Below are 24,986 nucleotides of genomic sequence, written 5' to 3' on the forward strand. Positions count from 1 at the left end.
GTCCGGGCAGCCCGGCTCAGCGAGCGGTGTCGTACTCGGCCGGGACCGCGAGGCGCTGCCCGGGCTCGACGCCCGCGCTCGAGAGCTGGTTGAGGGAGAGGATGTCGTCGACCACGTCGCGCGGGTCCGCCTGCGGGGCGAGCTCCTCGGCGAGCGACCAGAGCGACTCGCCCGCGTGAACGGTGACGTACTGGAACTCGACCGCAGCGGCGTCGCTCGACGCGACCGCTCCACCGCCGTTGAGCCCGAAGGCGAAGGCGCCCGCCACGATCGGCAGGGCCCCCAGAGCGGCCACCACGGCGCGGCCGCGGCGCGTGAGGCGCAGACGGGTGCGAACGATCCGCGCTTCGCCGAACGCGCTCATCGGCTCGGGAGCGGACGGCAGGACCTCGACGGGCCGAGCCGCGGACGAGCGCTGGAGCGGGCGGGAGGTGAGCTGTGCGGTCATGGGATCGCTCCTTTCAACAGGGATTCGGGGAGGCCCTCGGCCGGGAGGGCCGCCCCGAACGCCTGTACCGAACATATCTTCGAACGACGGAGCGGTCAAGGGACCGTTCCGGCTGATCCGCGGGCGGACTCGCGCGCGACACACTCGAACGAATGTTCCGAGTCGTGAGTTCCGGCGGATACAGTTTCGAGAGCCTGGTCGTAGTACAGCAGCGACCACCGACATTCCTTGTCGGGTCGCGACCGGGCGGGCGCGCACGCGGCGTGCGCACCGGGAAGAGGGAGCATCGTGAGCGACGCGCAGAGGGCCGGGACCCCGGCCGCCAAGACGAAGGCGGCCGCGGGCCGGCGCCGGAAGAGCCTGAGCGCCAAGCAGCTCGCGATCCTCGACGCGATCCAGCGCTCGGTGTCGAGCCGCGGCTACCCGCCGAGCATGCGCGAGATCGGCGACGCGGTCGGCCTCGCCTCGCTGTCGAGCGTCACCCACCAGCTCAACCAGCTCGAGCTCAGCGGGTACCTGCGCCGCGACCCGAACCGGCCCCGCGCCCTCGAGATCCTCATCGACGTCCCCAGCTCGACGGACGACGACGGGTCGTTCGAGTCGACCGCGACGGTCGGCGACGCGGCGATGGTCCCCCTCGTCGGCCGGATCGCGGCGGGCGTGCCGATCATGGCCGACCAGCAGATCGACGAGGTGTTCCCGCTTCCCCGGCAGCTCGTCGGCAAGGGCGAGCTCTTCATGCTCAAGGTCGTCGGCGAGTCGATGATCGACGCCGCGATCTGCGACGGCGACTGGGTCGTGGTCCGCTCGCAGCGCACCGCCGAGAACGGCGAGATCGTGGCGGCCATGCTCGACGGCGAGGCCACCGTCAAGGTGCTGCGCCAGCGCGACGGCCACACCTGGCTGCTGCCCCGCAACTCCAACTTCGAGCCGATCCTCGGCGACGAGGCCGAGGTGCTCGGGAAGATCGTGGCGGTCCTCCGCTCCGTCTGACACCGGGCGTGCAGGAGGGGCCCGACCGGCGTGCAGCCGGTCGGGCCCCTCCTGCATTCGACGGGCACGGGTGATCGGGGCGCGCGCCCCTCCGTCGCGGTCACGGGAAGGCGGAGGAGAGCTGCCGACACGAGATCGCCGAACCCTCCGGCCGCCGGAGTGGGTCGATGATGCGGGACGCCGCACCCCCTCACGGATGCGCCGAGCGCCCGCCTCCCGGACGGGGAGACGGGCGCTCGGGTGGTGGCGATCAGGCCTGGACGGCCGCGCGCGGAACCGCGAACTCGGTGAGCGAGCCCGCCAGGTCGGCGTGCACGAGGGCGACCACGTGGGTGCCGCCCTCGACGTACTGCGTCGACAGGATCCGGCCGCTGCGGTGCAGATGCGAGATCACGTCGCCCCGGTCGTACGGCACGAGCAGGTCGATCTCGACGTCCGGCTCGGGCAGGATCTCGGCGATCCGCGCCTCCAGCTCGTCGATGCCCTCGCCGCTGCGCGCCGACACGAAGACCGCGTCGGGAGCGAGACCGCGCAGCACCAGCCGCGTGCCCTCGTCCACCAGATCGGCCTTGTTGAAGGCGATGATCTCGGGGATGCTGCGGGCGCCCACCTCGCCGATCACGTCGCGCACGGTGGCGATCTGTCCGGCCGGATCGGGGTGGGAGGCGTCCACGACGTGGACGATCACATCGGAGTCCGCGACCTCCTCGAGCGTCGACCGGAAGGCCTCGACGAGCTGGTGCGGAAGCGCTCGCACGAAGCCGACCGTGTCGGCGAGCGTGTAGAGGCGCCCGTCCTTCGTCTGGGCCTTGCGGACGGTGGCGTCGAGGGTCGCGAAGAGCGAGTTCTCGACGAGGACGCCCGCGTGCGTCATCCGGTTCAGCAGGCTCGACTTGCCGGCGTTCGTGTACCCCGCGATCGCCACCGAGGGGACGGCGTTGCGCTTGCGGTTCGCGCGCTTGGCCTCGCGGGCGGGCTTCATCGCCGTGATCTGCTTGCGCAGGCGCGCCATGCGGGTGTGGATGCGGCGACGATCGAGCTCGATCTTCGTCTCACCCGGACCGCGCGAGCCCATTCCGGCTCCCGCGCCCACCTGGCCGCCGGCCTGGCGGGACATGGACTCGCCCCAGCCGCGCAGTCGCGGGAGCAGGTACTCGAGCTGCGCGAGCTCGACCTGCGCCTTGCCCTCACGGCTCTTCGCGTGCTGGCTGAAGATGTCGAGGATCACCGCGGTGCGGTCGATCACCTTGACCTTCACCACGTCCTCCAGCGCACGCCGCTGGCTCGGTGCGAGCTCGGTGTCGGCGACGACCGTGTCCGCGCCGAGGGCCGCGACGAGCCCCGCGAGCTCCTGGGCCTTGCCCTTGCCGAGGTAGGTGCTCGGATCGGGGTGCGGGCGGCGCTGGAGCAGGCCGTCGAGGACCGTCGCTCCCGCCGTCTCCGCGAGCGCGGCGAGCTCGTGCAGCGAGTTCTCCGCGTCCTGCAGCGAATTCTGCGAGTACACGCCGATGAGCACGACGTTCTCCAGGCGCAGCTGGCGGTACTCGACCTCCGTGACGTCCTCGAGCTCGGTCGAGAGGCCGGCGACGCGTCGCAGCGCCTGCCGGTCGTCGCGGTCGAACTGCTCGCCGTCGCTGTTCTCGCCCTCGTGGCCGGCGCTCTGCAGCGCCTGGGCTCCACCCGCGACGAAGCGCGAGTACCCTGCCGAACGCGACTGCGCGTTCGCCAGGACCCTCGAGACGACGTCCACGGCCTCGGTCGTGTCGGTCTCGTTCAGGTCTTCCGTCATCCGGATAACACTAACTCCTCAGGTCTTGATAGGTTCACTTCTCATGGCCGCCGAGCACTACTTCTCGAGTACTCCCGACGGCGACCTCCGGCCCCGCAGGATCCAGGCCCGCCTGGCCGGCCGCGACCTCGAGGTCACGACGGCAGGAGGGGTGTTCAGCCCCGGTCACGTCGATCTCGGCACGCGCGTCCTGCTGGACGCGGTGCCCGACGCCCCCGCTGACGGGGACCTGCTGGACCTCGGCTGCGGCTGGGGCCCGATCGCCCTCGCGCTCGCCCTCGCCTCCCCCGACGCCCGGGTGTGGGCGGTCGACGTCAACCAGCGGGCGCTCGAGCTGGTCCGTCGCAACTGCGAGGAACTTGGCGTCCTCAATGTCAACGCCGTGCTGCCCGAGGATGTTCCCGACGACGTCCGCTTCCGCACCGTGTGGTCGAACCCGCCGATCCGCATCGGCAAGGAGGAGCTGCACCTCCTGCTCGAACGCTGGCTGCCGCGGCTCGAGGAGGGCGCGGACGCCTGGCTCGTCGTGCAGCGAAACCTCGGCTCCGACTCGCTCCAGACCTGGCTGGGCGCCGCGTTCGCCGGGCGGCTCGACGTGGAGCGCGTCTCCTCGGCGAAGGGCTTCCGCGTGCTGCGGACGACCCGCCTGGCCTGACCGGGTCCTCAGTCGATCCGGATCGTCCCGGTGAAGACGAGGTCGGCCGGGCCGGAGAGCCCGACGTGCTCGCCCTCCTCCGCCGCGAACATCGTCACGCCGAGCGTGCCGCCCGGGACCTCCACGCGCCAGGCCTGCGGAGCGCGCGCTCCCGCCCAGTAGCGCACCGCCAGTGCCGCCGCCGCGGCACCCGTGCCGCAGCTCAGGGTCTCGCCGCTGCCGCGCTCGTGCACGCGCATCCGGATCCGCCCGATCCCGTCGTGGACCAGGGGCTCGCCGGGAACCACGAACTCGACGTTCGCGCCGTCCTCGGGCTCCGGGTCGAGCTGCGGGATGTAGGAGAGGTCGGCGGAGTCGAGCTCCTCGTCGTTGCTGAGGGCGACGACCACGTGCGGATTGCCGAGGTCGATCCCGAGACCGGGGCGCGCGACCTTGAGCTCCTTCGCCCGCACCAGGGGCTCGCCGCCCGCCAGCTCCCAGCGGCCGAGGTCGACCTGGAACCCGGCACCGCTGCGGGTGACGTCGCGGACGCCGGCGCGGGTGCCGATCGGCAGGGTGTCGCCGGGCTCGAGCGCCGCGAGGCCGCCCGCGAGCAGGAACGCGGCGTAGACGCGGATGCCGTTGCCGCACATCTCGGCGATCGAGCCGTCGGCGTTGCGGTAGTCCATGAACCACTCCGCCTCGCTCTCCTCGGCTAGAGCCGCGGCGCCCTCCGGGATCGCGCGGGAGCGGACGGCACGGATGACGCCGTCGGCGCCGACGCCGAAGTGGCGGTCGCAGATCATCGCGATCTGCGCGGGCGAGAGGTCGACCTCACCGTCCGGGTCGCTGAAGAGCACGAAGTCGTTGCCGGTGCCCTGGCCCTTGGTGAAGTGCAGCTCGATCGTCATGGCGCACAGCCTAGCGAGGAGCGGGAGCGGCGGCCTGGGCGGCGGCGTGCGCCCGCGACACCAGGTCCGGCGCGTCGTACGGGAGCCGGTGGGCGCCGGCGTAGCGCCGGAACCAGCTGTTCTGCCGACGTGCGTAGCGGCGCGTGAGCGCCTGCGTCGCCGCGATCGCCTCCTCCTCGCGGAGGACGCCGGCACGCTGGGCGAGCGCCTGGGCGTACCCGATGGCCCGCCCGGCTGTGACGCCGCGCTCCAGGCCGAGGGGGACGAGCCGCTCGACCTCGTCGAGCATCCCGGCCGCCCACATCCGCTCCACCCGCCGGTCGAGGCGCTGCACCAGCTCCTCCCGCGGAGCCTCGAGGAACAGGATCGAGGCGGGGCGCCACGGAACCGGCTCGTCGGACATCAGCGCGCTGTGCGTGCTCCCGCCGTTCAGCTCCGCGATCTCGAGCGCGCGGACGATGCGCCGGGTGTTGTGCGGACCGATCCGCTCGGCCACTCCGGCGTCGATCCGGCGCAGCCGCTCGACGAGGGCGCCCAGGCCCTCCCGCTCGGCGGTCTCCTCGAGCCGGCGCCGGACGGCCGGGTCGGTGCCCGCGAACGAGAACTCGAAGACGACGCTGGAGACGTACAGGCCGGAACCCCCGACCAGGACCGGCGTCGCCCCGCGCGCCAGCACGCTCTCGATCACCTGCCGCGCCTCGCTCTGGTAGCGGGCGACCGACGCCTCCTCCGTCACGTCGAGGACGTCGAGCAGATGGTGCGGGACGCCCCGCCGCTCGTCGGCGCGCAGCTTCGCGGTGCCGATGTCCATCCCGCGGTAGAGCTGCATCGCGTCGGCGTTCACGATCTCAGCGGCGCCGCCGTCCTGCCGGATCGCCTCGGCGAGATCGAGCGAGAGGTCGGACTTGCCCGTGCCGGTCGCGCCGACGACCGCGATCAGCTCCGGCGCGGTATCGGGGGCTCCGGTCTCAGCGCTCGCCATCGAGGGCGTCGTAGATCGGCGTCGTCAGCGTGCCGGCGTCGCGCACGCGCAGCGACGGCAGGCCCAGCGAGACCCGGGGCGCCCCGCTCGCGCCCGGGGCGGCCGGAACTCCGCAGGACTCGGTCTGCGCCCGGTCCCAGGCGTCGCCCGCGCGGGTGCGGCGGATGCGGAGCGGCGCGCCGTCGGGCGAATCCGCCAGGAGGTAGAAGGGGGCGGCACGGGTGACCCGGACGGAGACCACGTCTCCGGGACGCGGCGGCTCGGAGCCCTCGGGCACGTCGAAGTGCACCAGACGGCTGTCCTCGGCGCGTCCGCTCAGCCGGTGCGTCTCCGTGTCGCGGCGGCCCTCGCCGGTCGCGACGAGGACCTCGACCTCTCGGCCGACGACCGTGCGGTTCTCCTGCTCGCTGATCGCGTCCTGCAGGGCTACGAGCCGCTCGTAACGCTCCTGGACGACCGCCTTGGGGATCTGGTCGGGCAGCGTCGCGGCCGGGGTGCCGGGCCGGATGGAGTATTGGAAGGTGAAGGCGGAGGCGAAGCGGGCCGCCTCGACCACGCGCAGGGTCTCCTGGAAGTCGGCCTCCGTCTCGCCGGGGAAGCCCACGATGATGTCGGTGCTGATCGCCGCGTGCGGGATGCGATCGCGGACCCGGTCGAGGATCCCGAGGAACTTCTCGGAGCGATAGGAGCGGCGCATCGCCTTGAGGACGCGGTCGGAGCCGGACTGGAGCGGCATGTGCAGCTGCGGCATCACCGCCGGCGTCTCGGCCATGGCGTCGATCACGTCGTCGGTGAAGGCCGCGGGATGGGGGCTCGTGAAGCGGATCCGCTCGAGCCCGTCGATGGTGCCCGCCGCGCGGAGCAGCTTCGAGAACGCCTGGCGGTCGCCGAACTCGACGCCGTAGGAGTTCACGTTCTGGCCGAGAAGGGTGACCTCGATCGCGCCGTCGTCCACGAGCGCCCGGATCTCGGCGAGCACGTCGCCGGGACGCCGGTCCTTCTCCTTGCCGCGGAGCGAGGGGACGATGCAGAAGGTGCAGGTGTTGTTGCAGCCGACCGAGATCGAGACCCAGCCGCTGTAGGTCGAGTCGCGCTTCGTGGGGAGCGTGGAGGGGAAGACATCGAGCGATTCGAGGATCTCGAGCTGCGCCTCGTCGTTGTGGCGGGCGCGCTCGAGCAGGCTCGGGAGGGCGCCCATGTTGTGCGTGCCGAAGACCACGTCGACCCACGGGGCACGGTCGAGGATGACGTTCTTGTCCTTCTGCGCGAGACAGCCGCCGACCGCGATCTGCATCCCCTCGTGTCGGCGCTTCACCGACGCGAGGTGGCCGAGGTTGCCGTAGAGCTTGTTGTCGGCGTTCTCGCGCACCGCGCAGGTGTTGATCACGACGACGTCGGCCTCGGCTCCATCGGCGGACACGTAGCCCGCCGCCTCGAGCGAACCGCTCAGCCGCTCGGAGTCGTGCACGTTCATCTGGCACCCGAACGTACGGACCTCGTAGGTCCTCGGCCGGGTCTCGGCGACGGGCGACGGGGCGGTACCGAGCGTGCTCATGGTGTGGGATTCTACGCTCCGGTCGGACCGCTCCCGGCTCGCCGTGTCAGCGGAAGCGGACGCTCGACCCCGGCTTGCGGATCGTCTCGCGGACGACGCGCTGCACGAGTCCGCCGGCGTAGCCGCGGCGCGCGAGGAATCCCGTGAGCCGGCGCTCGGCGACCTCGTCGGAGAGCGAGCGCAGGCTCGGCAGGCGCTTGCGCGCGAGCTCGAGCGCCGTGCGGTACTCGTCGTCGCCGTCCAGCTCGTCGAGCGCTGACGCGATCGCCTCGGGGTCGATCTTCCGCGCGCGCAGCTCCTGCTGGATGGAGGAGCGGCCGAGCTTCTTGCGGTCACGGAGCGAGACGACCAGCTGCTCCGCCATGCGGAGGTCGTCGAGGTAGCCGAAGCGCGTGAAGCGCTCGAGGATCTCGAGAGCGTCCTTCTCGGCGACGCCCTCCGTGTAGAGGCGCGCCTCGACCTCGGCGACCGAGAGGCTCTTGCGGGAGAGCCCCCGTACGATCCGATCCGCGACCTGCTCGGGATCGATCTCCTCCGGGATCTCGATCGCGTCGTCGTCGTCCTCGTCGTCCGCGTTCTCAACGAACGCCGGCGCGCGCCGGGCGACATGAGCCGAGAGCTCGGCGATCCGCTCGGAGGCCGGAGACGCGGCGCCCCCGACGGCGGAGCCTTCCGACCCGCCTGCGGCCACCACGGCAGCACTGGTACGCGGCGTTCCGGCTCCGGACGGATCCGGAAGCGACCCGGCCCCGTCGGCGTCCGGCGCCGCCGGAGCCCAGCCGTCGTCGCCCGCCGCACCCCGGTCGACCCAGGGCAGGAAGGCCACGGGGCGGCCCTTCGCCCCCTCCGCGGCCTTCTCCGCCACGGGCTAGGCGCCCTTGCGCACGGGCTGCTTGGTCTCGATCGCGACCGGCGCGGCCTCGACGGCCGCGTTCGGGTCGACGATCACGCCGAGCTTGACCAGGATGCGCTTCTCGATCTCGGCGGCCACATCGGGGTTGTCGATGAGGAACTGGCGCGCCTTCTCCTTGCCCTGGCCGAGCTGGTCGCCGTCGTAGGTGTACCAGGCGCCCGACTTGCGGACGATCTCGTGCTCGACACCGAAGTCGATCAGGCTGCCCTCGCGGGAGATGCCGACGCCGTAGAGGATGTCGAACTCGGCCTGCTTGAAGGGCGGGGCCATCTTGTTCTTCACGACCTTGACGCGGGTGCGGTTGCCGACCGCGTCGGTGCCGTCCTTCAGCGTCTCGATGCGGCGGATGTCGAGGCGGACCGACGCGTAGAACTTGAGCGCCTTGCCGCCCGCCGTGGTCTCGGGGCTTCCGAAGAAGACGCCGATCTTCTCGCGCAGCTGGTTGATGAAGATCATCGTGGTGTTCGTGGTGTTCAGTCCGCCGGTCAGCTTGCGCAGCGCCTGGGACATGAGGCGGGCCTGCAGGCCGACGTGGGAGTCGCCCATCTCGCCCTCGATCTCGGCACGCGGCACGAGGGCCGCGACGGAGTCGATCACGATGAGGTCGATCGAGCCCGAGCGCACGAGCATGTCGGCGATCTCGAGCGCCTGCTCTCCGGTGTCGGGCTGCGACACGAGGAGGGAGTCGATGTCGACGCCGAGCTTCTTGGCGTACTCGGGGTCGAGCGCGTGCTCCGCGTCGATGAAGGCGGCGATGCCGCCGTTGCGCTGCGCGTTCGCGATCGCGTGCAGCGTGAGGGTGGTCTTTCCGGAGGACTCTGGGCCGTAGATCTCGACGATGCGGCCGCGGGGGAGCCCGCCGATCCCGAGCGCGACGTCGAGCGCGATCGAACCGGTCTGGATCACCTCGACGGGAGCGCGGTCGTCGCTTCCGAGGCGCATGACGGCGCCCTTGCCGAACTGGCGGTCGATCTGGGCGAGTGCGGTCTCGAGGGACTTCTCGCGGTCGGAGGAACTGGGCATGGCCGTCTCGCTCTCGTGTTCGTGGTGGTGTCGCCTACAGGCTGTCGCGACATGCCGGTGGCTGTCGGAGTGACAGTGCCGGCCGGCTGCGACAAGGCGGTGAAGCAGGTCCGTTCAGGTGTCTCCGACGGTACGCCCGACCACCGACATCGGGGCCGAGCGAGAGCGACTCCGTGGAGACGGGGCCGTTCCTGCTTCTGTGGAGGAGCCTAGACCCGTTCGAACACGGATTCGAGCACGAGCCGTCGGCGTGTCGAACACGGCTTCGGCGACGGGAGCGTCAGCGGTGGCGCTTCCGCGGATCCACGCCGTGCCACCGGGCCTCCGGGACGTCGTTGGCGCGGCAGAGGGCGAGCCAGACCTCGCGCGGCTCCGCTCCGTCCGCGAGGGCGCGCTCGGCGGTGCGGCCCCCGAGCTCGGTCAGCACGAGGTCCGAGACCAGGACACGGGCATAGGCGCCGCCGAACTCGTCGTCCACCAGCTGCCGGAACTCGCTCAAGCGCATGCGTCCACGGTAGCCGCTGCCCGGAGGCCGCACTCCCCCGGGAACGCCGAAGGGCGCCCGGCCGGAGCCTGGGCGCCCTTCGCGTGGAGCGGGTGCGGTGAGTGGAGGGGACGGGGGCCGACTACTGCGTGACGAGGTCCGCGTCGAAGCCTGCGACCATGTCGGCCGGGATGGTGTCGGGGATGGTGTCGATGCCCTCGATGACGGCGAGACGATCGCCGACCTCGCGCATGATCACCGAGATGGGGGTGTCGAGGGCGTCGGCGACAGAGGCGAGGATCTCCGAGGAGGCCTCCTTCTGACCGCGTTCGACCTCGCTCAGGTAGCCGAGCGCAACGCTCGCCTTGCTCGCCACCTGACGGAGCGTACGACCTTTCTGCAGGCGAAAGTCCCTGAGGACATCGCCGATCTCCTGACGAACTAGAACCACTGGACCCTCCTTCTCCACGTCAACCGCATGTCGTGCACCTGCACCGCGAGCACGAGCGCCGGAGATTCCGGAGCGGGTGATCGGGGGGCTGGGACGAGAGAACCGGATAGCTGTTCACTACCCGGTTCGTATGGTGTCGACTCTAATACCGGATGACTGGACTTTGCGTGTGAGCGACACCAGTTGTAACCGGGCCGCAATGCGGCGCATTCCGATTCCCGAAGGGCCCCGGCTGGGTATCCGCCTCATGGGCCGCGGGAGATCAGCTCCGCGCCGAGGGCGAGAGCCGCGTCGACCGAGGCGGCGCGGATCGCGGCGCGGTCGCCGTCGAACCGGTGCTCACGGACGAGCTCGTCCTCGCCGAGCACGGCCGCCACGAAGACGGTGCCGACGGCCGCATCCCCCTGCGGATCCGGACCGGCGACCCCCGTCGTCGCCAGGCCGAGCGTCGGACGCCCGTCGGCTGCGAGCCGCGAGGACGCTCCGCGCGCCATCTGCACGGCGACTCCGGGATCGACGGGCCCCCGCTCGCCGAGGACGCGCGCGTCGACCCCGAGGAGCCGGTCCTTGAGGTCGGTGGCATAGCTCACCACTCCCCCGCGGTACACGGCGGAGGCGCCGGGCACCTCCACGAGGGCGGAGCTGAGCGCGCCGCCGGTGAGCGACTCCGCGACGGCGAGGTCGACACCCCGCCGCCGGAGCTCGGCGATCAGCTGCGCGGCCGTCACCGCGTCGACCGGGCGGCCCGGCTCTGGCGGGCGGCGTCGGCGAGGTAGTCGATCCCGGTGGCGACCGTGAGCACCACCGCGGTTGTCATCGTGATCCCGTTCAGCCAGTGGACCCACTCGCCGAGGACGGCCCAGAGCGGCAGCAGAGCGAGGGAGATCGCGATCGACTGCACGATCGTCTTGAGCTTGCCGCCCCGTGACGCCGGGATCACCCGGTCCGAGAGCACGGCCATCCGGAAGACGGTGATGCCGATCTCGCGCACCAGGATGACGATCGTCACCCACCACGGCAGCTCCGCGAGGATCGAGAGCCCGACGAGCGCCGCACCGGTCAGCACCTTGTCGGCGATCGGATCCAGGAGCTTGCCGAGATCGGTCACGAGGCCCCGGCTCCGGGCGATGTGCCCGTCGATGCCGTCCGTGGCGATCGCGACGATGAAGAGGAGCGCCGCGGCGATCCGGATCCCGCCGTCCTGCCCCCCGTCGGCCAGCAGGAGCCAGAAGAAGACGGGCGCCAGCAGGATCCGGAGGACCGTGATCGCGTTCGGCAGGTTCCAGTTGCCCGACGCGGCCGGAGCCGGTGCGGTGGGGTGGGTCATCGTGCTCCGCCGTTCCTCGCAGTGCGGGCGACCGGGACGGTCACTCGCGTCCCGTCAGCGTCCAGGCGTCCTCGCCGGACCCCTCGTCGTCGTCGTGGTAGTCGGTGGCGGCGGGCCCCGTCGGCTCGGCCAGCGGATCCGCATACGGATCCGGGGCGACCGAGGACGGCGCGGCCGGCCCCTCGCCCGGGTCCTCGCCGCGCATCCGCGCGAGGACGCCCGGCAGCTGCTCGGCGGTGACCAGCACGTCGCGGGCCTTCGACCCCTCGGAGGGGCCGACGACCTCGCGCGACTCGAGCAGGTCCATCAGTCGGCCGGCCTTGGCGAAGCCGACGCGGAGCTTGCGCTGCAGCATCGAGGTCGAGCCGAACTGCGTGCTGACGACGAGCTCGGCCGCCGCGACCAGCAGCTCGAGGTCGTCCCCGATGTCGGAGTCGATCTCCTTGCGCTGCGCCTGCACGGTGATGTCCTGGCGGTACTCGGGCTGCGCCTGACGGGTGACGTGCTCGACGACCTTCGCGATCTCGTCCTCGCGGACCCAGGCGCCCTGCACGCGCATCGGCTTGTTGGTGCCCATGGGGAGGAAGAGGCCGTCGCCCTGCCCGATGAGCTTGTCGGCTCCCGGCTGGTCGAGGATGACCCGCGAGTCGGTCACGCTGGTCACCGCGAAGGCGAGGCGGCTGGGCACGTTCGCCTTGATGAGGCCGGTCACCACGTCGACGCTCGGCCGCTGCGTGGCAAGCACGAGGTGGATGCCCGAGGCGCGCGCGAGCTGGGTGATCCGCACGATCGAGTCCTCGACGTCGCGCGGGGCGACCATCATCAGGTCGGCGAGCTCGTCGACCACCACGAGGAGGTACGGGTACGGCTTGAGGACGCGGCTGCTGCCCGCCGGGAGCTTGATCTCGTCCGCGCGGACGGCCGCGTTGAAGTCGTCGATGTGACGGAACCCGAACGAAGCCAGGTCGTCGTAGCGCATGTCCATCTCCTTCACGACCCACTGCAGCGCCTCGGCGGCCTTCTTGGGGTTCGTGATGATCGGAGTGATCAGGTGCGGCACTCCGCCGTAGATGGTGAGCTCCACGCGCTTGGGGTCGATCAGGACCATCCGCACGTCCTGCGGGCGCGCGCGCATCAGCAGGCTCGTGATCATCGAGTTGACGAAGCTGGACTTGCCGGAGCCGGTGGAGCCGGCGACCAGGAGGTGCGGCATCTTGGCGAGGTTCGCCACGACGTAGCCGCCCTCGACGTCCTTGCCGACGCCGATGGTCATCGGGTGCGTGGACGTCGTCGAGGCCGGCGAGCGGAGGACGTCGCCCAGCGAGACGATCTCGCGGTCCGTGTTGGGGATCTCGACGCCGATCGCGCTCTTGCCCGGGATCGGGGAGAGGATCCGGACCTCGTTGCTGGCGACGGCGTAGGAGAGGTTCTTGCTGAGCGCGGTGACGCGCTCGACCTTGACGCCGGGGCCGAGCTCGATCTCGTAGCGGGTGACGGTCGGGCCGCGGGAGAAGCCGGTGACCGTCGCGTCCACGTTGAACTGCTGCAGCACCTCGGTGATGGCGCGGACCATCTCGTCGTTGGCCGCCGAGCGCGCCTTGGAGGGCGTGCCCGTCGAGAGGGCGGCCGCCGAGGGGAGGCGGTACGGCGCGTCGTCCTCGAACGAGGAGTCGAAGCCGGCGGTCGGATCCTCCTCGGCGAGGGGCGCGATCGGGCCGGTCTCGATGACGGGCGGGATCGGGACGGCGGGCGCCACATCGAGGCGGTCGAGCCGGATGACCTCGGTCGCGTCGTCGTCGACCACGCCGGTCGCGCCGCGGGGAGCGCCCGTCTGCTCGAAGCGGGCGAGCGCCGCCTCGGCGGTCTCGGCCTCGGCCAGCACCTCGGTGGCGTAGGAGCGGGTCGGCGGGTGGGCCTCGTCGTCGCGCTCCTCGAGCGCGGTGTCGAAGCCCTTCGCGCGGCCGCGGGCGGGCGCGGTGCCCTCGAGCACCTCGGTGAAGGAGTCGATCGGGAGCTCGGTCTGCACGGTCGGCTCGTCCTCGCGCCCGGACTCGGTGCGCCGCCACCAGGGCAGCTCTCCGCCGTCCTGCTGCGCGTCCTCCTCCTGCTCGGCCTCCGCCTTCGCCGCGGCCTTGGCGGCGGCCCGCTCGGCCTTGAGGCGGGCGCGCTCCTCGTCGTCGAGCACGGGGGCGCCGAAGAGGTAGCCGTAGAGCTCCCGCGAGCGCGCGCCGATGCGGTTCGGCGGGGTCTTGGTGATGATGAACAGCGACAGCAGGATCACGAGCGACAGCAGCACGGTCGCGCCGGGGACGGTGGCGATCGCCGCGAGCGGAGCGCCCACCAGCCAGCCGAGGACGCCTCCCGCTGCCGCCATGGTCTCGATGCCCTGGCCGGGCTGCGGCAGGCCGAGGTGCGCGTGGCAGATGCCGGCGGAGGCGACGAGCAGCGTGATGACGCCCACGCCGATCCGTCCGTTGTCGTCGACGGACCGGGGGTGCCGGAAGAGCCAGAGGGAGAAGAGGAGCAGGACGACCGGCAGCACGTAGGCGACACGGCCGAAGAAGCCGCCGAAGCTCCACGCGTCGAGCACCAGGGCGACCGGGTCGGTCGCGAGGAACCACTCGACGACCGCGCCCGCGACGGCCAGCAGCAGCAGCAGGAAGGGGACGCCGTCGCGGCGCTCCTCCTTCGCCAGCCGCTCGGGACCGAGGGCGCGGGCGGCGCCGCCCGCGAGGTGGGCCAGCGCCATCCAGAGCCGCACGGCGGGGTTGGTGCGCGGGGCGGACTCGAAGGCCACCGTCTTCGTCTCGGCGGCCGCCTTGCCCGAGCCCCGGCCGGATCGCGGCGCGCCGGAGCGCGGAGTCGCGCTGCCGCGCCCGCGCGAGGTCGTCTTGGTACTGGTCGCCATGAGGCCACCGTACCCGCCGCCCCCGTCAGGGCCGGTGACCCGCGCCGCGACGGCCGGCGCCGATCGGCCGCCGGCCGGGAGGCTCAGGCCTCGATGACGAGCGGCACGATCATGGGCCGGCGGCGGTAGGAGGTGTTGACCCAGCGGCCGACGACGCGACGGACGGCCTGCGAGAGCGCGTGCTGATCGCTCGCCCCGTTCCGCACCGCCTCCTCGAGCGCGGCCGCGATCCGCGGCTTGACCTCGTCGAAGACGCTGTCGTCCTCCGCGAAGCCCTTCGCGTGGATCTCGGGGCCGACGACGATCCGCCCCGTGCCCGCCTCCACCACCACGATGATCGAGATGAAGCCCTCCTCGCCGAGGATCCGCCGGTCCTTGAGGTCGGCGTCGGTGATCTCGCCCACCGACGATCCGTCGACGTAGACGAACCCCAGGTCGAGCCGTCCGACGACGGTCGCCCTGCCGTCGAGCAGGTCGATCACGGTGCCGTCCTCGGCGATGATCGTGTTCTCCTCCGCGATCCCGGTCTCGCGCGCAAGCTGCGCGTTCGCGACCAGGTGCCGGTACTCGCCGTGCACCGGCATCACGTTTAGCGGCTTGAGGATGTTGTAGCAGTAGAGGAGCTCGCCGGCCGCGGCGTGCCCGGACACGTGCACCTTCGCGTTGCCCTTGTGCACGACGGTCGCTCCGAGCCGCGTGAGCCCGTTGATGACCCGGTACACCGCGTTCTCGTTGCCGGGGATGAGGCTGGAGGCGAGGATCACCGTGTCGCCCTCCCCCGGCTCGATCTGGTGATCGAGGTTGGCCATCCGGCTGAGGACGGCCATCGGCTCGCCCTGCGACCCGGTGGACATGTAGACGATCCTGTCCTCGGGGACGTCGCCCGACTTCTTCATGTCGACCAGGACTCCCGGAGGGACGTGCAGGTAGCCGAGATCCGCGGCGATGCGCATGTTGCGGACCATGGAGCGGCCGAGCAGCGCCACGCGGCGGCCCGTGGCGTGGGCCGCGTCGAGCACCTGCTGCACCCGGTGCACGTGGCTGGAGAAGCTCGCGACGATGACGCGGCGGGTCGCCCTGGCCATGACGCTCTCGATGACCGGGCCGATGTCGCGCTCGCTCGGCGTGAAGCCGGGGACGTCGGCGTTGGTGGAGTCGACCATGAACAGGTCGACTCCCTCCTCGCCGAGGCGGGCGAAGGCGCGCAGGTCGGTGATCCGGCCGTCGAGCGGCAGCTGGTCCATCTTGAAGTCGCCGGTGTGCAGCACCGAGCCCGCGTCGGTGACGATCGACACGGCCAGCGCGTCCGGGATCGAGTGGTTCACGGCGACGAACTCGAGCTCGAAGGGCCCGAGGTTCTCGACGTCGCCCTCCTTCACCGTGAGCGTGTACGGCGTGATCCGGTGCTCCTTGAGCTTCGCCTCGACGAGGGCGAGCGTGAGGGTGGAGCCGATCAGCGGGATGTCGCGCTTCAGCCGGAGCAGGTAGGGGACGGCGCCGATGTGGTCCTCGTGGCCATGGGTGAGGACCACTCCGACGATGTCGTCGAGCCGGTCCCGGATGGGCGTGAAGTCCGGGAGGATCAGGTCGACGCCCGGCTGGTCCTCCTCCGGGAAGAGCACGCCGCAGTCGACGACCAGGAGCCTGCCGTCGATCTCGAAGACGGTCATGTTGCGGCCGATCTCGCCGAGGCCGCCGAGAGGGATGATCCGGAGCGTTCCCGGAGCGAGCGGGGCGGGGATGATCACGGGACCGGGCATGCGCCCTCCTTCTCCAGCGGTGCTTTCTCGGGACGTGCCGCTCGGGCTCAGCGGGTGGTGCCGGCGACCTTCGGGAGGGCGCCGCCGGCCGCGGCGTTGCGGTCGGGCCGGAAGTTGCGGAAGTCGACGCCCGGGATGTCGCGGACCAGGCCGAGCTCGTCCTCGATGAGCGCCGCCTCCGACTCCTCCGGGCCGACCAGGGGCAGCCGCACGCGCGGCGAGGAGATGCGGCCGAGGCCGTGCAGGATGTACTTCGCGGCGACGGTCCCGGGGACGTGCGTCATCACGGCGCGCACGAGCGGCTCGAGCTGCTGGTGCGCGCGGGTGGCCGCGTGGAGGTCGCCCGCGTTCACGGCGTCGACGATCGTGCGGTACGGCGCGGCGGCGATGTTCGCGGTGACGCCGATGAGCCCCGTGGCGCCGATGGCGAGCTCGGGGAGCACGTTCGCGTCGTCGCCGCAGAAGTACATCAGGTCGGTCTGGTTGAGCACGCGGCTGACCTCGGAGAGATCGCCCTTCGCGTCCTTCACGGCCAGGATGTTCGGGTGCTTGGCCGCCCGCAGGATCGTCTCGTAGCGGATCGGCACGCCGGTGCGGCCGGGGATGTCGTAGAGGATGACCGGCAGGTCCGTCGCATCCGCGATCATCCGGAAGTGGGTGAGCACGCCCGCCTGCGTGGGCTTGTTGTAGTACGGGGTGACGATCATGTTGCCGTCGGCGCCGGCCTTCTCGCTCTGACGGGCGAGCTGCATGGCGTGGGCGGTCTCGTTCGAGCCGCCTCCCGTGATGATCTTGGCGCGGCCCCCGGCGACCGAGCGGCCGACCTCGACGAGGCGGATCTTCTCCGGGTCGGTCAGGGTGCTGGTCTCGCCCGTGGTCCCGGTGACCACGATGCCGTCCGCGCCCGCTGCGATGCAGTCGTCGATGTGCTTCTCGACACCGGGCCAGTCGACCTCGCCGTCGGCGGTGAACGGGGTGACCAGGGCGACCAGGACCTGGCCGAAGGGATTCTCCGGAGTTGACACGCTGCCAGGGTAGCGGGTCGCCGCCGCGCCGCCGGGAGGAGGTTCCCGGAGCCGCCCGCGCGGACGGCAGCAGGCGGATCAGGCGGGACGGCCCGCTCGTCCTCGCCGGGCGGCGGGCTACGGGGCGACGCGGCCGTTCGCTGTGAAGGCGGCGGCCGTGAGGGGCATCAGCTCCTGGAAGTGCGTCTCCATCTGCTCGGCCGCCATCTCGATCTCGCGCTGCGGGAAGGAGGGGAACGTCGAGTCCTCGCGCTTGGTGCGCAGGGAGAGGAAGTTCATCAGCGAGCGGGCGTTGAGCGTGACGTACATCGACGAGTAGATGTTCAGCGGGAGGACGATCCGGGCGACCTCGCGGGCGACGCCCTCGCCGAGCATCCGCCGGTACGACTCGTAGGCCTGCGTGCTGACGCGGCGCGTCTCCTCGGCGACGAGCTCGGCCTGCTCCGGGGTGCCCGGCTCGAAGGAGTAGGCGCCGGGCTTGCCGACCTGCACGAGGTTGCGGCGGGGGCCGGGCACGTAGAAGACCGGACGGAGCTCGCGGTAGCGGCCCGACTCCTCGTTGTAGGAGGCGATGCGGTGCCGCATGAACTCGCGGAAGACGAAGATCGGCGCCTGCACGTAGAAGGTCATCGAGTTGTGCTCGAACGGCGAGCCGTGGCGGTCGCGCATGAGGTAGTTGATCAGGCCGCGGTCGCGCTTGCGCTGCAACTCGGCGTCGGACTCCTCGCCGTCGAGCGCCTCGGCGAGCGTCTTCTCGCCCTGGGTCGAGACGCGGGCCGCGAACAGCACGTCGGAGTCGTGGGCGCTCGCGCGGACCAGCTCGACGACGACATCGCTGCGGAAGACGGGACTACTCGGGTCTGCGCTGAGGCTGCTCTGTTCGGTCACGGATCGAACCTAGACCACGCTCCGACCGCGGCCGTCGTCACATCCCGAAACAGTCGTCCGCGCAGCGCCCGCGCCGACCTACGCTTCTCGGATGGAGCCCGTGACGATCCTCGCCGCACTGCTCGGCCTCGTCGTGCTGGGCGTCGTCCTCGGGGCTGTCCATCGGGCCCGCTCAGGGCGCGTCGCGAGCGCCCCCTCGCGCCAGGACCCCGCGATCGACCCCGGCGAGCTCGTCCCCGGCGCAGTGCTCGGGACCCGGGCCACAGTCGTGCAGTTCTCGACCGACGTCTGCACGCGGTGCCCTGCAGTGCGACGGATGCTCGGGGAGCTCGCCCAGCAGCGGCCCGGGCTGGCGCACCTCGACGTCGACCTGACGCACCGCCCCGACCTCGCGGCGCGCTTCCGCGTCCGGCAGACGCCCACGCTCCTCCTGCTCGATCGAGACGGAGTGCCGCGCAGCCGCATCGGCGGCGCTCCGACCCGCGCCGCCCTGACCATCGAGCTCGACCGACTCCAGGAGACATGATGAGCACCCGCTCCCCCTCCACCACCGGCGCCACTCCCCCGTCCGGCACCGTCGATCCCCGCGGCCCGAGGGTCGCCGCCGGAGTCACCGCCGCACTCCTCCTCACGGCCGTGGGCCTCGGGCTCGCGGCCGCGGCCCGGGCCGACCTCGACGGCCGGCTCTCCCAGCCCGGCTTCCTCCTGCTGCTCGCGCTCGCCGCCCTCTTCGCCTGGTCGGCCGCGCGCGGCGTCGGCTCCGGCCCCTGGGCGGTGCTGTTCCGCCGGGTGGTCCGGCCGCACCTGGCACCGCCGCGCGAGTGGGAGGACGCCCGCCCGCCGCGCTTCGCCCAGCTGATCGGCCTGGTGGTGACCGGCGCCGGCGTCCTCCTGCACGTCGCCGGCGTCCCGGGATCGGTTCCGGTCGCCGCGGCCGTCGCCTTCCTCGCCGCCTTCCTCAACGCCGTGTTCGGCCTCTGCCTGGGCTGCGAGCTCTACCTCGTGCTCGCGCGGGCCGGCCTGGTCGGGCGCTCGGCCGGCTCCCGGGCGTGAGGCTCTAGGCTGGGTCCGCTTCGCGGGCGGCCCGCGACCGGCTCCGGGAGGCACCATGAGCGACTCATCCGCACGGCACTCCGACCACGACGGGACCACGGACTCCGGCTCGCCGCGACGCGCCGCGCGCACGCCGGGCGAGCACGTGTCGACGCCGTCCGAGCTGCCCTCGGCCCGGCCGGACGCGTCCGCTCCCCGGCTCCGCGTCCTGATCTCGGGCGCCAGCGGGATGATCGGCTCCGAGCTGACCCGCCAGCTGCGCGCCGAGGGGCACGAGATCCTGCGCCTGGTGCGCCACGCGCCGTCGAGTCCGGACGAGTTCCACTGGGCGCCCACCTCGCACATGCTCGACTTCAGCGTGCTCGACCGCGTCGACGCCGTGATCAACCTCTCCGGCGCCTCGATCAGCCGCCTGCCGTGGACCGCGTCCTACAAGCGGGAGATCCTCGACTCGCGGATCCAGTCCACGCAGACCCTCACCGACGCGATGCGGATGTCCTCGACCCCGCCGACGACGCTGATCAACGCCTCCGCGGTCGGCTACTACGGAGACCGCCCGGGCGAGGAGCTCACCGAGCAGTCCTCGCGTGGCGACGGATTCCTCGCCGATGTCGTCGACCGCTGGGAGAAGGCCGCCCACCTCGCGCCCGAGGCCACGCGGGTGGTCACCGCTCGCACCGGGCTCGTCCTCGGCGACGGCGGCGCGCTCAAGCCGCTCCTGCCCCTGACGAAGCTCGGTCTCAGCGGACCCCTCGGCAGCGGCAATCAGGCCTGGCCCTGGATCAGCCTCTACGACGAGGCCGCGGCGATCCGCCACCTGCTCACGTCCTCGCTCTCGGGCCCGGTGAACCTCGCCGGACCGGTGCCGGCGACCGCGAACGACGTGATGCGCACCCTCGCCGAGCAGCTGCACCGCCCGTTCAAGCTGGCCGTCCCCGAGAAGATCATCGAGCTCGCGCTGCGCGACGCCGGGCACGAGCTCCTGCTCTCGAGCCAGCGCCTGGTCCCCCAGCGGCTGCTCGACGACGGCTTCGAGTTCCGCCACCGCACGGTCGGCGCGGCGCTGGAGTGGGTGCTCGCCTGATCCCGGGCGCCCGAGCGGTCCTCGCCCGGAGAGCCGCGCTCGAGTCGCGGCCGAGCGGTCAGGCCGGAGCCTCGTGCTCCAGCGCGATGGCCCTGCGGATGGCGCCTCGGGCGCGCTTGCGGTCGCCGCTGGCGTCGTAGGCGAGGCCGAGGCGGTACCAGGCGCGCCAGCTCCCGGGCTGCGCGTCGACCTCCTCCGCGTACTGCGGGAACAGCGCGTCCGCCTCCTCCCGGAGCGGACGCCCGCTGGCCCGCGAGTCGAGGACCTCCTGCGGCAGCGCGTTCTCGCCCTCCAGCCGACGGGCCAGCTTCTCGGCGCGGAGCCCGAACAGCAGCTCGCGCACGAGCCCCCAGACGCCGACGGCGCCGAGGATCAGCAGGCCGACGCCCATCACGATGCCGGGCACCGTCGCCGCGGCGAAGGCGACGACGGAGTACTGCAGGCAGACGAACAGATAGAGGGCCAGCAGGACCGCCATCAGGACGACGCCGACGCGGGTCCTCACGGGGTGCTCGTCGCTGCAGCGGCCTGGCCGGACGGAGTCCGGTCGACGACGGGCTGCTCGTCGACCGGCCGCTCGGCGAGAGGCGCGGCGTCGAAGGCGGCGCGCAGGTCGATCAGCGCGTCGAGGCCCACTACCACGCCCGAGGTCGTCCGGACCGCGTCGAGAGCGCGCAGGACGCCCTGCTCGTAGGACGCCTGCGAGGTGGTGTCGTGCCGGATGGTGACCGTCTCGCCGGTGCCGCCGAAGACGACCTCCTGGCGCGCCTCCACTCCGGGCAGGCGGAGGCTGTGGACCGGGACGCTCGCGACCTGCTGGCCGCGGGCCCGCTGGTCGGTGTGCGGAGCCTGCACCGGACCGAGCTCGGCCCGGGCGCGCAGCAGCAGCTCGGCCGTGCGGACCGCGGTCCCGGAGGGCGAGTCGACCTTGCGGGCGCCGTGGGTCTCGACGATCTCGGCGGCGTCGAAGAAGCGCGCGGCCACGGTGGCCAGCGCGGTCGCGAGCACCGAGCCCAGCGAGAAGTTGGGGATGATCACGACGCCGGCCTCCGGCTGCTCGGCGACGCTGCGCCGGAGGGCCGCGATCCGGTCGCCGGTCCAGCCGGAGGTGCCGACGAGCACCTTCCTCCCGTTGGCCACGGCGAAGTCGACGATCTGCTGGCTGACGGCCGGCACGGTCATGTCGACGACGACGTCGGCCGCGAGCATCTCGGCGGGATCGCTCCGCGAGCCGAGCCGCGCGACGAGCGAGAACTCGCTCGACGCCTCGATGAGCGAGCAGGTGAACGAGCCGAGTCGGCCGGACGCGCCGACCACGGCGACGGAGGTAGTCACCGACTCAGCGTAGCCCGCAGCTCAGTACGGCTGGGCCTCGGGCAGGCCGGTGCGCAGCTCCACGGGCAGGTGCGAGAGGTCGTTGTGCACGACGAGCACCGGCGGCTTGCGGGAGCGGACGCGGATGATCGTCAGCCCGCAGTTGGCCTGGTTGAGCCCCAGCCACCGCCAGTCCGGAGCGTCGAACACGTGGCGGACGAACCAGCCGATCACGAAGTTGTGGGTGATGAGGAGGTCGTGGCGGTCCTCGCGCGACGGCGCCAGGAACTCGGCCACCGCGTCCTGCATCTGCGCGTGCCCCGCCTCGATCTCGGCCGCGGTGACGCTGCCGAAGAAGGGCTCGAACGCCTTGGGCATGTCCGGGGTCGGCCCCGAGGGGATGCAGTCGAACAGCAGCGAGGACGGCTGGAGCGGCAGGCTCGGCAGAAGCGTCTGGAAGCGCGCGGCCGTCTCCTCGGCCCGGCGCAGCGGCGAGTGCCACGCTCCGGTGAAGGGGACTCCGCCGAGCCGCTCGGCGATGAGCCTCGCCTGGCGCTCACCACGGGCCGAGAGCGGGCCGTCCGGCATGCCGTGCTCGGCGTCCTGCTGCTCGCCGTGGCGGACGAGGTAGATGTAGTGGGACACGGGGTCCTCCCTGGTGCGGCGCGGCGGTGCGCGGTCAGCGGGCGTTCGACGATCGGATCAGATCGCGGAGGCGCTCTCGATCCCGGCGATCCCGGCGAAGGCCGACTCGTCGACCGCGCCGACGGCCGAGATCGACGACGGCCCCCGGGCCAAGTCTGCCGCGAGTGCCTGGACGTCCTCCGCGCCGACGAGGGCGAGTCGGCGCAGGCTCTCGTCGAGGTCGACGAACTCGCCGAAGGTCAGCTCGGCGCGTCCGAGGCGCGACATCCGGGTGTCGGAGTCATCCAGCGCGAGCGCCGCCGCTCCCGAGAGCTGGCCGCGGGCGCGGGCGAGCTCGTCGTCGGTGACGCCGTCCTCGGCGAGGCGGTGGAACTCGGTGAGCAGGAGCTCGGCGACCGTCCCCGCCTTCGCCGGGGTGCACGCGGCGTAGAGCCCGAAGAGGCCCGCGTCCGAGTAGGACGGGGCGAAGGAGTAGACGGAGTAGGCCAGGCCGCGCTTCTCGCGTACCTCCTGGAACAGCCGCGAGGACATGCCGCCGCCGAGGATCGAGTTGAGGACGCCCATCGTCATCCGCCGCTCGTCGCCCGCGGCGAGACCGGGGAAGCCGACCAGCAGGTTCGCCTGCTCGGTGGGGCGGTGCACCACCGACAGGGCGCTGCCGCGGGTGTAGGACGCACGGCCGCCGACGCGCCGCTCGACGGGCGGGGCCGCCGTGCCGAGGTCCCAGCCGTCGGCGACGAGGACCCGCTGGAGCAGCGCGACGAGCGCCTCGTGGTCGACGGCGCCGGCGACGGTGATCACTACGTCTCGCGGGCGGTAGGCGGCGCGGTAGTGCGCCCAGACCGCGTCCCGGGTGGCCTCGCCGATGGTCGCGGCGGTGCCCCCGATCGGGCGGCCCAGGGGGTGGTCGCCGAACACGGCCTCGAACAGCTTCTCGCCCGCCACGTCGGCCGGATCGTCGTCCGCCATCGCCAGCTCCTCGAGGATGACCCCGCGCTCGGTCTCGAACTCGTCCGGATCGATCAGGCTCGAGGTCACCATGTCGGCGATCACCTCGACCGCCATCGGGAGGTCGCGGTCCTGGATCTTGGCGTAGTAGCAGGTGTACTCCTTGGCGGTGAGAGCGTTGTGCTCCCCGCCCACGGAGTCGAAGGACACGGCGATGTCGAGGGCGGACCGCTTCTGCGTGCCCTTGAACAGCAGGTGCTCGAGGAAGTGCGTCGAGCCGACGTTGGAGGGCACGGCGGGCTCGCCCGCAGTCGCGGGGCGGCCGGGCCGCTCGTCGCGCGAACCCGCGGCGACCCAGAAGCCGATCGTGGCGCTGCGGGCGCCGGGCACCGATTCGCTGAGGATGCGGACACCGCTCGGGAGGACGGAGCGGCGGACCGTGGATCCGCCTGCGGCCCGGACTGACGTCTCCGGCTGGTCGAGGGGCAGTGCGACTCCGTGATTCATCGTGCCCACCCTAGGCCACCGCGACGGCGCCCCGAGCCGGGCTGTCGCGCCGTGGCGGGAGAGGTGCAGGGGGCGTCGCGGACGGGCGCGGTCAGCGGCGCGCGCGCTCCAGCGCGGCCAGGTGTCCGGGGTCGAGCTCGAGCGAGACCGCGCGCACCAGCGCGTCCACGTCGGCGGGTGAGCGCGGGGCGACCGTCGCGGCGGTCAGCCGCGGCCGGCCGAGCAGCCAGGCCAGGGCGACGGCGGCGGGAGCGGCCGAGAGCTCGGCACCGATCGCGTCGAGGACGGCGAGGACCCGGCGTCCGCGGCGCCCGAGGTGGGCGGCGGCGAGTGCCCCGTCGGGCAGGCGGCCGAGCTCGCGGCGGGTGCGCTCGGCGCCGCGGAGGAACCCGTGGGCGAGGGGGACGGTCGCGAGCAGGGCGAGTCCCTGGCCGGCGGCGACGAGGCCGAGATCGCCCTCCGAGCCGGGCCGCTCGAGCAGGTTCCAGCGGACCTCCGCGCCGGCGAGGCGGGGCAGCCCGTGGGCGGCCAGGACGCGCGCCTCGAACAGCTCCTCCGGGGAGAACCCGGAGGCGACCACCGACCGCACCAGCCCGCGCGCCAGCAGCACGTCGACAGCGCTGAGGAGCTCGTCGAGGCGCCCGGCCCCGTCGGGGCGGACCGCCAGCACGTCGAGGCGATCGGTGCGCAGGCGGCGCAGCGCCCCCTCGACACGGTCCACGAGCGCACGCGGCGTCGCGGGCGCGCCGACCGGAGCGGCGAAGCGGCCGATCAGGAGGAAGCGGTCCCGGTCGCGGTGTCCGGCGGGCCAGCCGCCGACGCCCTCCGCGAGGCTCGAGTCGGTGACGACGACGCCGTTGCCGCCCCACGCCGCGTAGCGCTCGAGCAGCGCGGCACCGTCGTCGCGGCCGAGGGCCGCCGCGTCGAGCACGAAGGGGAAGAGATCGTGGCCGGAGTCGCCCATCGGCCGGCGGTGCGAGGGTGCGACGGCGGTCGGCTCGACGGGGCCGGTCTCGGCGAGGACGCCGCTCGAGGAGGCTGCGCGGGAGGCCGCGGGCGGGAGCGGGACGGCACTGTGACGGGGAGCCCGCACGACGGCGCCGGTCCTGTCCCTGGGCACGCCACCACTCTCCCTGCGGCGGCTCGGGTCCCGCCAGGGGAGAGAGTATCCGAGCGCCGGAGCCGCCACTCCGCCGGGTCGCGCGCGGTTCACCAGATCGTTACACGGGCGCCGCCGGCGGGGTCGACTCGCGCCGGCGAGCGGTGCGGCGGGCCCCTCCGTGTCGGCCGTCCGGGCTAGATTCGCGACCATGGACTCCGCCGCCCCGACCCCCTCCGAGACCG

The 24,986-nt window shown here is 72.5% G+C and carries 25 protein-coding genes; 5 read left to right on the forward strand and 20 right to left on the reverse strand.

Annotation, left to right across the window (positions count from 1 at the left end):
• Nucleotides 1-16: 16 nt before the first annotated feature.
• The gene (locus C5B95_RS14740; protein ID WP_308470716.1) at nucleotides 17-448 is read right to left on the reverse strand and encodes a LysM peptidoglycan-binding domain-containing protein; all 432 of its coding nucleotides are present in this window, start codon (nucleotides 446-448) and stop codon (nucleotides 17-19) included.
• 288 nt (nucleotides 449-736) lie between these two features.
• On the opposite strand from C5B95_RS14740, the gene lexA reads away from it, so the two are divergent.
• Complete coding sequence (gene lexA / locus C5B95_RS14745; protein ID WP_104267096.1) at nucleotides 737-1,441, forward strand: transcriptional repressor LexA; 705 nt, start codon at nucleotides 737-739, stop codon at nucleotides 1,439-1,441.
• A gap of 250 nt (nucleotides 1,442-1,691) precedes the next feature.
• Here the strand turns inward: lexA and hflX are convergent, their stop codons facing one another.
• On the reverse strand, nucleotides 1,692-3,230 hold the full coding sequence (gene hflX, locus C5B95_RS14750) for a GTPase HflX (RefSeq protein WP_104267095.1): 1,539 nt from the start codon (nucleotides 3,228-3,230) through the stop codon (nucleotides 1,692-1,694).
• Nucleotides 3,231-3,273: 43 nt separating this feature from the next.
• On the opposite strand from hflX, the gene C5B95_RS14755 reads away from it, so the two are divergent.
• Complete coding sequence (locus tag C5B95_RS14755; protein ID WP_104224480.1) at nucleotides 3,274-3,885, forward strand: class I SAM-dependent methyltransferase; 612 nt, start codon at nucleotides 3,274-3,276, stop codon at nucleotides 3,883-3,885.
• Between the two features lie 8 nt (nucleotides 3,886-3,893).
• Here C5B95_RS14755 and dapF read toward each other — a convergent pair whose 3' ends face one another.
• The 13 genes from dapF to thyX all read right to left on the reverse strand — a co-directional run bounded on the left by dapF (nucleotide 3,894) and on the right by thyX (nucleotide 18,091).
• Nucleotides 3,894-4,775, reverse strand: a complete 882-nt coding sequence (dapF, locus tag C5B95_RS14760; RefSeq protein WP_104226308.1) for a diaminopimelate epimerase — start codon at nucleotides 4,773-4,775, stop codon at nucleotides 3,894-3,896.
• Between the two features lie 10 nt (nucleotides 4,776-4,785).
• Nucleotides 4,786-5,757: a tRNA (adenosine(37)-N6)-dimethylallyltransferase MiaA gene (gene miaA / locus C5B95_RS14765; RefSeq protein WP_104267094.1), complete on the reverse strand. Its 972-nt coding sequence runs from the start codon at nucleotides 5,755-5,757 to the stop codon at nucleotides 4,786-4,788.
• The gene (gene miaB, locus C5B95_RS14770; protein ID WP_104349509.1) at nucleotides 5,744-7,312 is read right to left on the reverse strand and encodes a tRNA (N6-isopentenyl adenosine(37)-C2)-methylthiotransferase MiaB; all 1,569 of its coding nucleotides are present in this window, start codon (nucleotides 7,310-7,312) and stop codon (nucleotides 5,744-5,746) included. Before miaB ends, miaA begins: the two co-directional genes overlap by 14 nt.
• A 46-nt stretch (nucleotides 7,313-7,358) precedes the next feature.
• A complete protein-coding gene (locus C5B95_RS14775) occupies nucleotides 7,359-8,177 on the reverse strand; it encodes a regulatory protein RecX (protein WP_104349510.1) in 819 nt (272 codons plus the stop codon).
• A 3-nt stretch (nucleotides 8,178-8,180) separates the two neighbouring features.
• Entirely contained in the window at nucleotides 8,181-9,248 is a 1,068-nt protein-coding gene (gene recA, locus C5B95_RS14780; RefSeq protein ID WP_104224475.1) for a recombinase RecA, read from the reverse strand.
• A 280-nt stretch (nucleotides 9,249-9,528) separates the two neighbouring features.
• Entirely contained in the window at nucleotides 9,529-9,753 is a 225-nt protein-coding gene (locus tag C5B95_RS14785) for a DUF3046 domain-containing protein (RefSeq protein WP_104224474.1), read from the reverse strand.
• A gap of 121 nt (nucleotides 9,754-9,874) precedes the next feature.
• Entirely contained in the window at nucleotides 9,875-10,183 is a 309-nt protein-coding gene (locus tag C5B95_RS14790) for a helix-turn-helix domain-containing protein (RefSeq protein WP_068207524.1), read from the reverse strand.
• A 245-nt stretch (nucleotides 10,184-10,428) separates the two neighbouring features.
• Nucleotides 10,429-10,911, reverse strand: a complete 483-nt coding sequence (locus C5B95_RS14795) for a CinA family protein (protein ID WP_104313488.1) — start codon at nucleotides 10,909-10,911, stop codon at nucleotides 10,429-10,431.
• Nucleotides 10,908-11,510, reverse strand: a complete 603-nt coding sequence (gene pgsA, locus C5B95_RS14800) for a CDP-diacylglycerol--glycerol-3-phosphate 3-phosphatidyltransferase (protein WP_104349511.1) — start codon at nucleotides 11,508-11,510, stop codon at nucleotides 10,908-10,910. The genes C5B95_RS14795 and pgsA overlap by 4 nt, the downstream gene beginning before the upstream one ends.
• A 40-nt stretch (nucleotides 11,511-11,550) precedes the next feature.
• The gene (locus C5B95_RS14805) at nucleotides 11,551-14,418 is read right to left on the reverse strand and encodes a DNA translocase FtsK (protein ID WP_104313490.1); all 2,868 of its coding nucleotides are present in this window, start codon (nucleotides 14,416-14,418) and stop codon (nucleotides 11,551-11,553) included.
• Between the two features lie 83 nt (nucleotides 14,419-14,501).
• The gene (locus C5B95_RS14810; RefSeq protein ID WP_104224470.1) at nucleotides 14,502-16,178 is read right to left on the reverse strand and encodes a ribonuclease J; all 1,677 of its coding nucleotides are present in this window, start codon (nucleotides 16,176-16,178) and stop codon (nucleotides 14,502-14,504) included.
• Between the two features lie 47 nt (nucleotides 16,179-16,225).
• Complete coding sequence (gene dapA / locus C5B95_RS14815) at nucleotides 16,226-17,203, reverse strand: 4-hydroxy-tetrahydrodipicolinate synthase (protein ID WP_104224469.1); 978 nt, start codon at nucleotides 17,201-17,203, stop codon at nucleotides 16,226-16,228.
• A gap of 117 nt (nucleotides 17,204-17,320) precedes the next feature.
• A complete protein-coding gene (thyX, locus tag C5B95_RS14820; protein WP_104224468.1) occupies nucleotides 17,321-18,091 on the reverse strand; it encodes an FAD-dependent thymidylate synthase in 771 nt (256 codons plus the stop codon).
• Between the two features lie 91 nt (nucleotides 18,092-18,182).
• Between thyX and C5B95_RS14825 the strand changes: the two genes are divergently transcribed.
• Genes C5B95_RS14825 through C5B95_RS14835 form a run of 3 tightly spaced genes read left to right on the forward strand, consistent with a single transcriptional unit; the run spans nucleotide 18,183 to nucleotide 20,228 of the window.
• Nucleotides 18,183-18,617, forward strand: a complete 435-nt coding sequence (locus C5B95_RS14825) for a thioredoxin family protein (protein ID WP_104267086.1) — start codon at nucleotides 18,183-18,185, stop codon at nucleotides 18,615-18,617.
• The gene (locus tag C5B95_RS14830) at nucleotides 18,617-19,144 is read left to right on the forward strand and encodes a DUF4395 domain-containing protein (RefSeq protein WP_104233265.1); all 528 of its coding nucleotides are present in this window, start codon (nucleotides 18,617-18,619) and stop codon (nucleotides 19,142-19,144) included. The genes C5B95_RS14825 and C5B95_RS14830 overlap by 1 nt, the downstream gene beginning before the upstream one ends.
• A gap of 55 nt (nucleotides 19,145-19,199) precedes the next feature.
• On the forward strand, nucleotides 19,200-20,228 hold the full coding sequence (locus C5B95_RS14835; protein WP_104238626.1) for a TIGR01777 family oxidoreductase: 1,029 nt from the start codon (nucleotides 19,200-19,202) through the stop codon (nucleotides 20,226-20,228).
• Between the two features lie 58 nt (nucleotides 20,229-20,286).
• Here C5B95_RS14835 and C5B95_RS14840 read toward each other — a convergent pair whose 3' ends face one another.
• From C5B95_RS14840 to C5B95_RS14860, 5 genes are all read right to left on the reverse strand, one after another.
• A complete protein-coding gene (locus C5B95_RS14840; protein WP_104233263.1) occupies nucleotides 20,287-20,733 on the reverse strand; it encodes a tetratricopeptide repeat protein in 447 nt (148 codons plus the stop codon).
• A complete protein-coding gene (dapB, locus tag C5B95_RS14845) occupies nucleotides 20,730-21,563 on the reverse strand; it encodes a 4-hydroxy-tetrahydrodipicolinate reductase (protein WP_104335549.1) in 834 nt (277 codons plus the stop codon). The genes C5B95_RS14840 and dapB overlap by 4 nt, the downstream gene beginning before the upstream one ends.
• A gap of 21 nt (nucleotides 21,564-21,584) precedes the next feature.
• On the reverse strand, nucleotides 21,585-22,187 hold the full coding sequence (locus C5B95_RS14850; RefSeq protein WP_104224462.1) for a histidine phosphatase family protein: 603 nt from the start codon (nucleotides 22,185-22,187) through the stop codon (nucleotides 21,585-21,587).
• A 57-nt stretch (nucleotides 22,188-22,244) separates the two neighbouring features.
• A complete protein-coding gene (locus tag C5B95_RS14855; RefSeq protein WP_104349512.1) occupies nucleotides 22,245-23,642 on the reverse strand; it encodes a pitrilysin family protein in 1,398 nt (465 codons plus the stop codon).
• Nucleotides 23,643-23,733: 91 nt separating this feature from the next.
• Nucleotides 23,734-24,762 (reverse strand): aldo/keto reductase, encoded by a 1,029-nt coding sequence (locus tag C5B95_RS14860; protein ID WP_146076624.1) that lies wholly within the window; start codon nucleotides 24,760-24,762, stop codon nucleotides 23,734-23,736.
• Nucleotides 24,763-24,986 lie beyond the last annotated feature (224 nt).

Source organism: Rathayibacter sp. AY1A7, assembly GCF_002930845.1.
Classification (GTDB): Bacteria; Actinomycetota; Actinomycetes; order Actinomycetales; family Microbacteriaceae; genus Rathayibacter.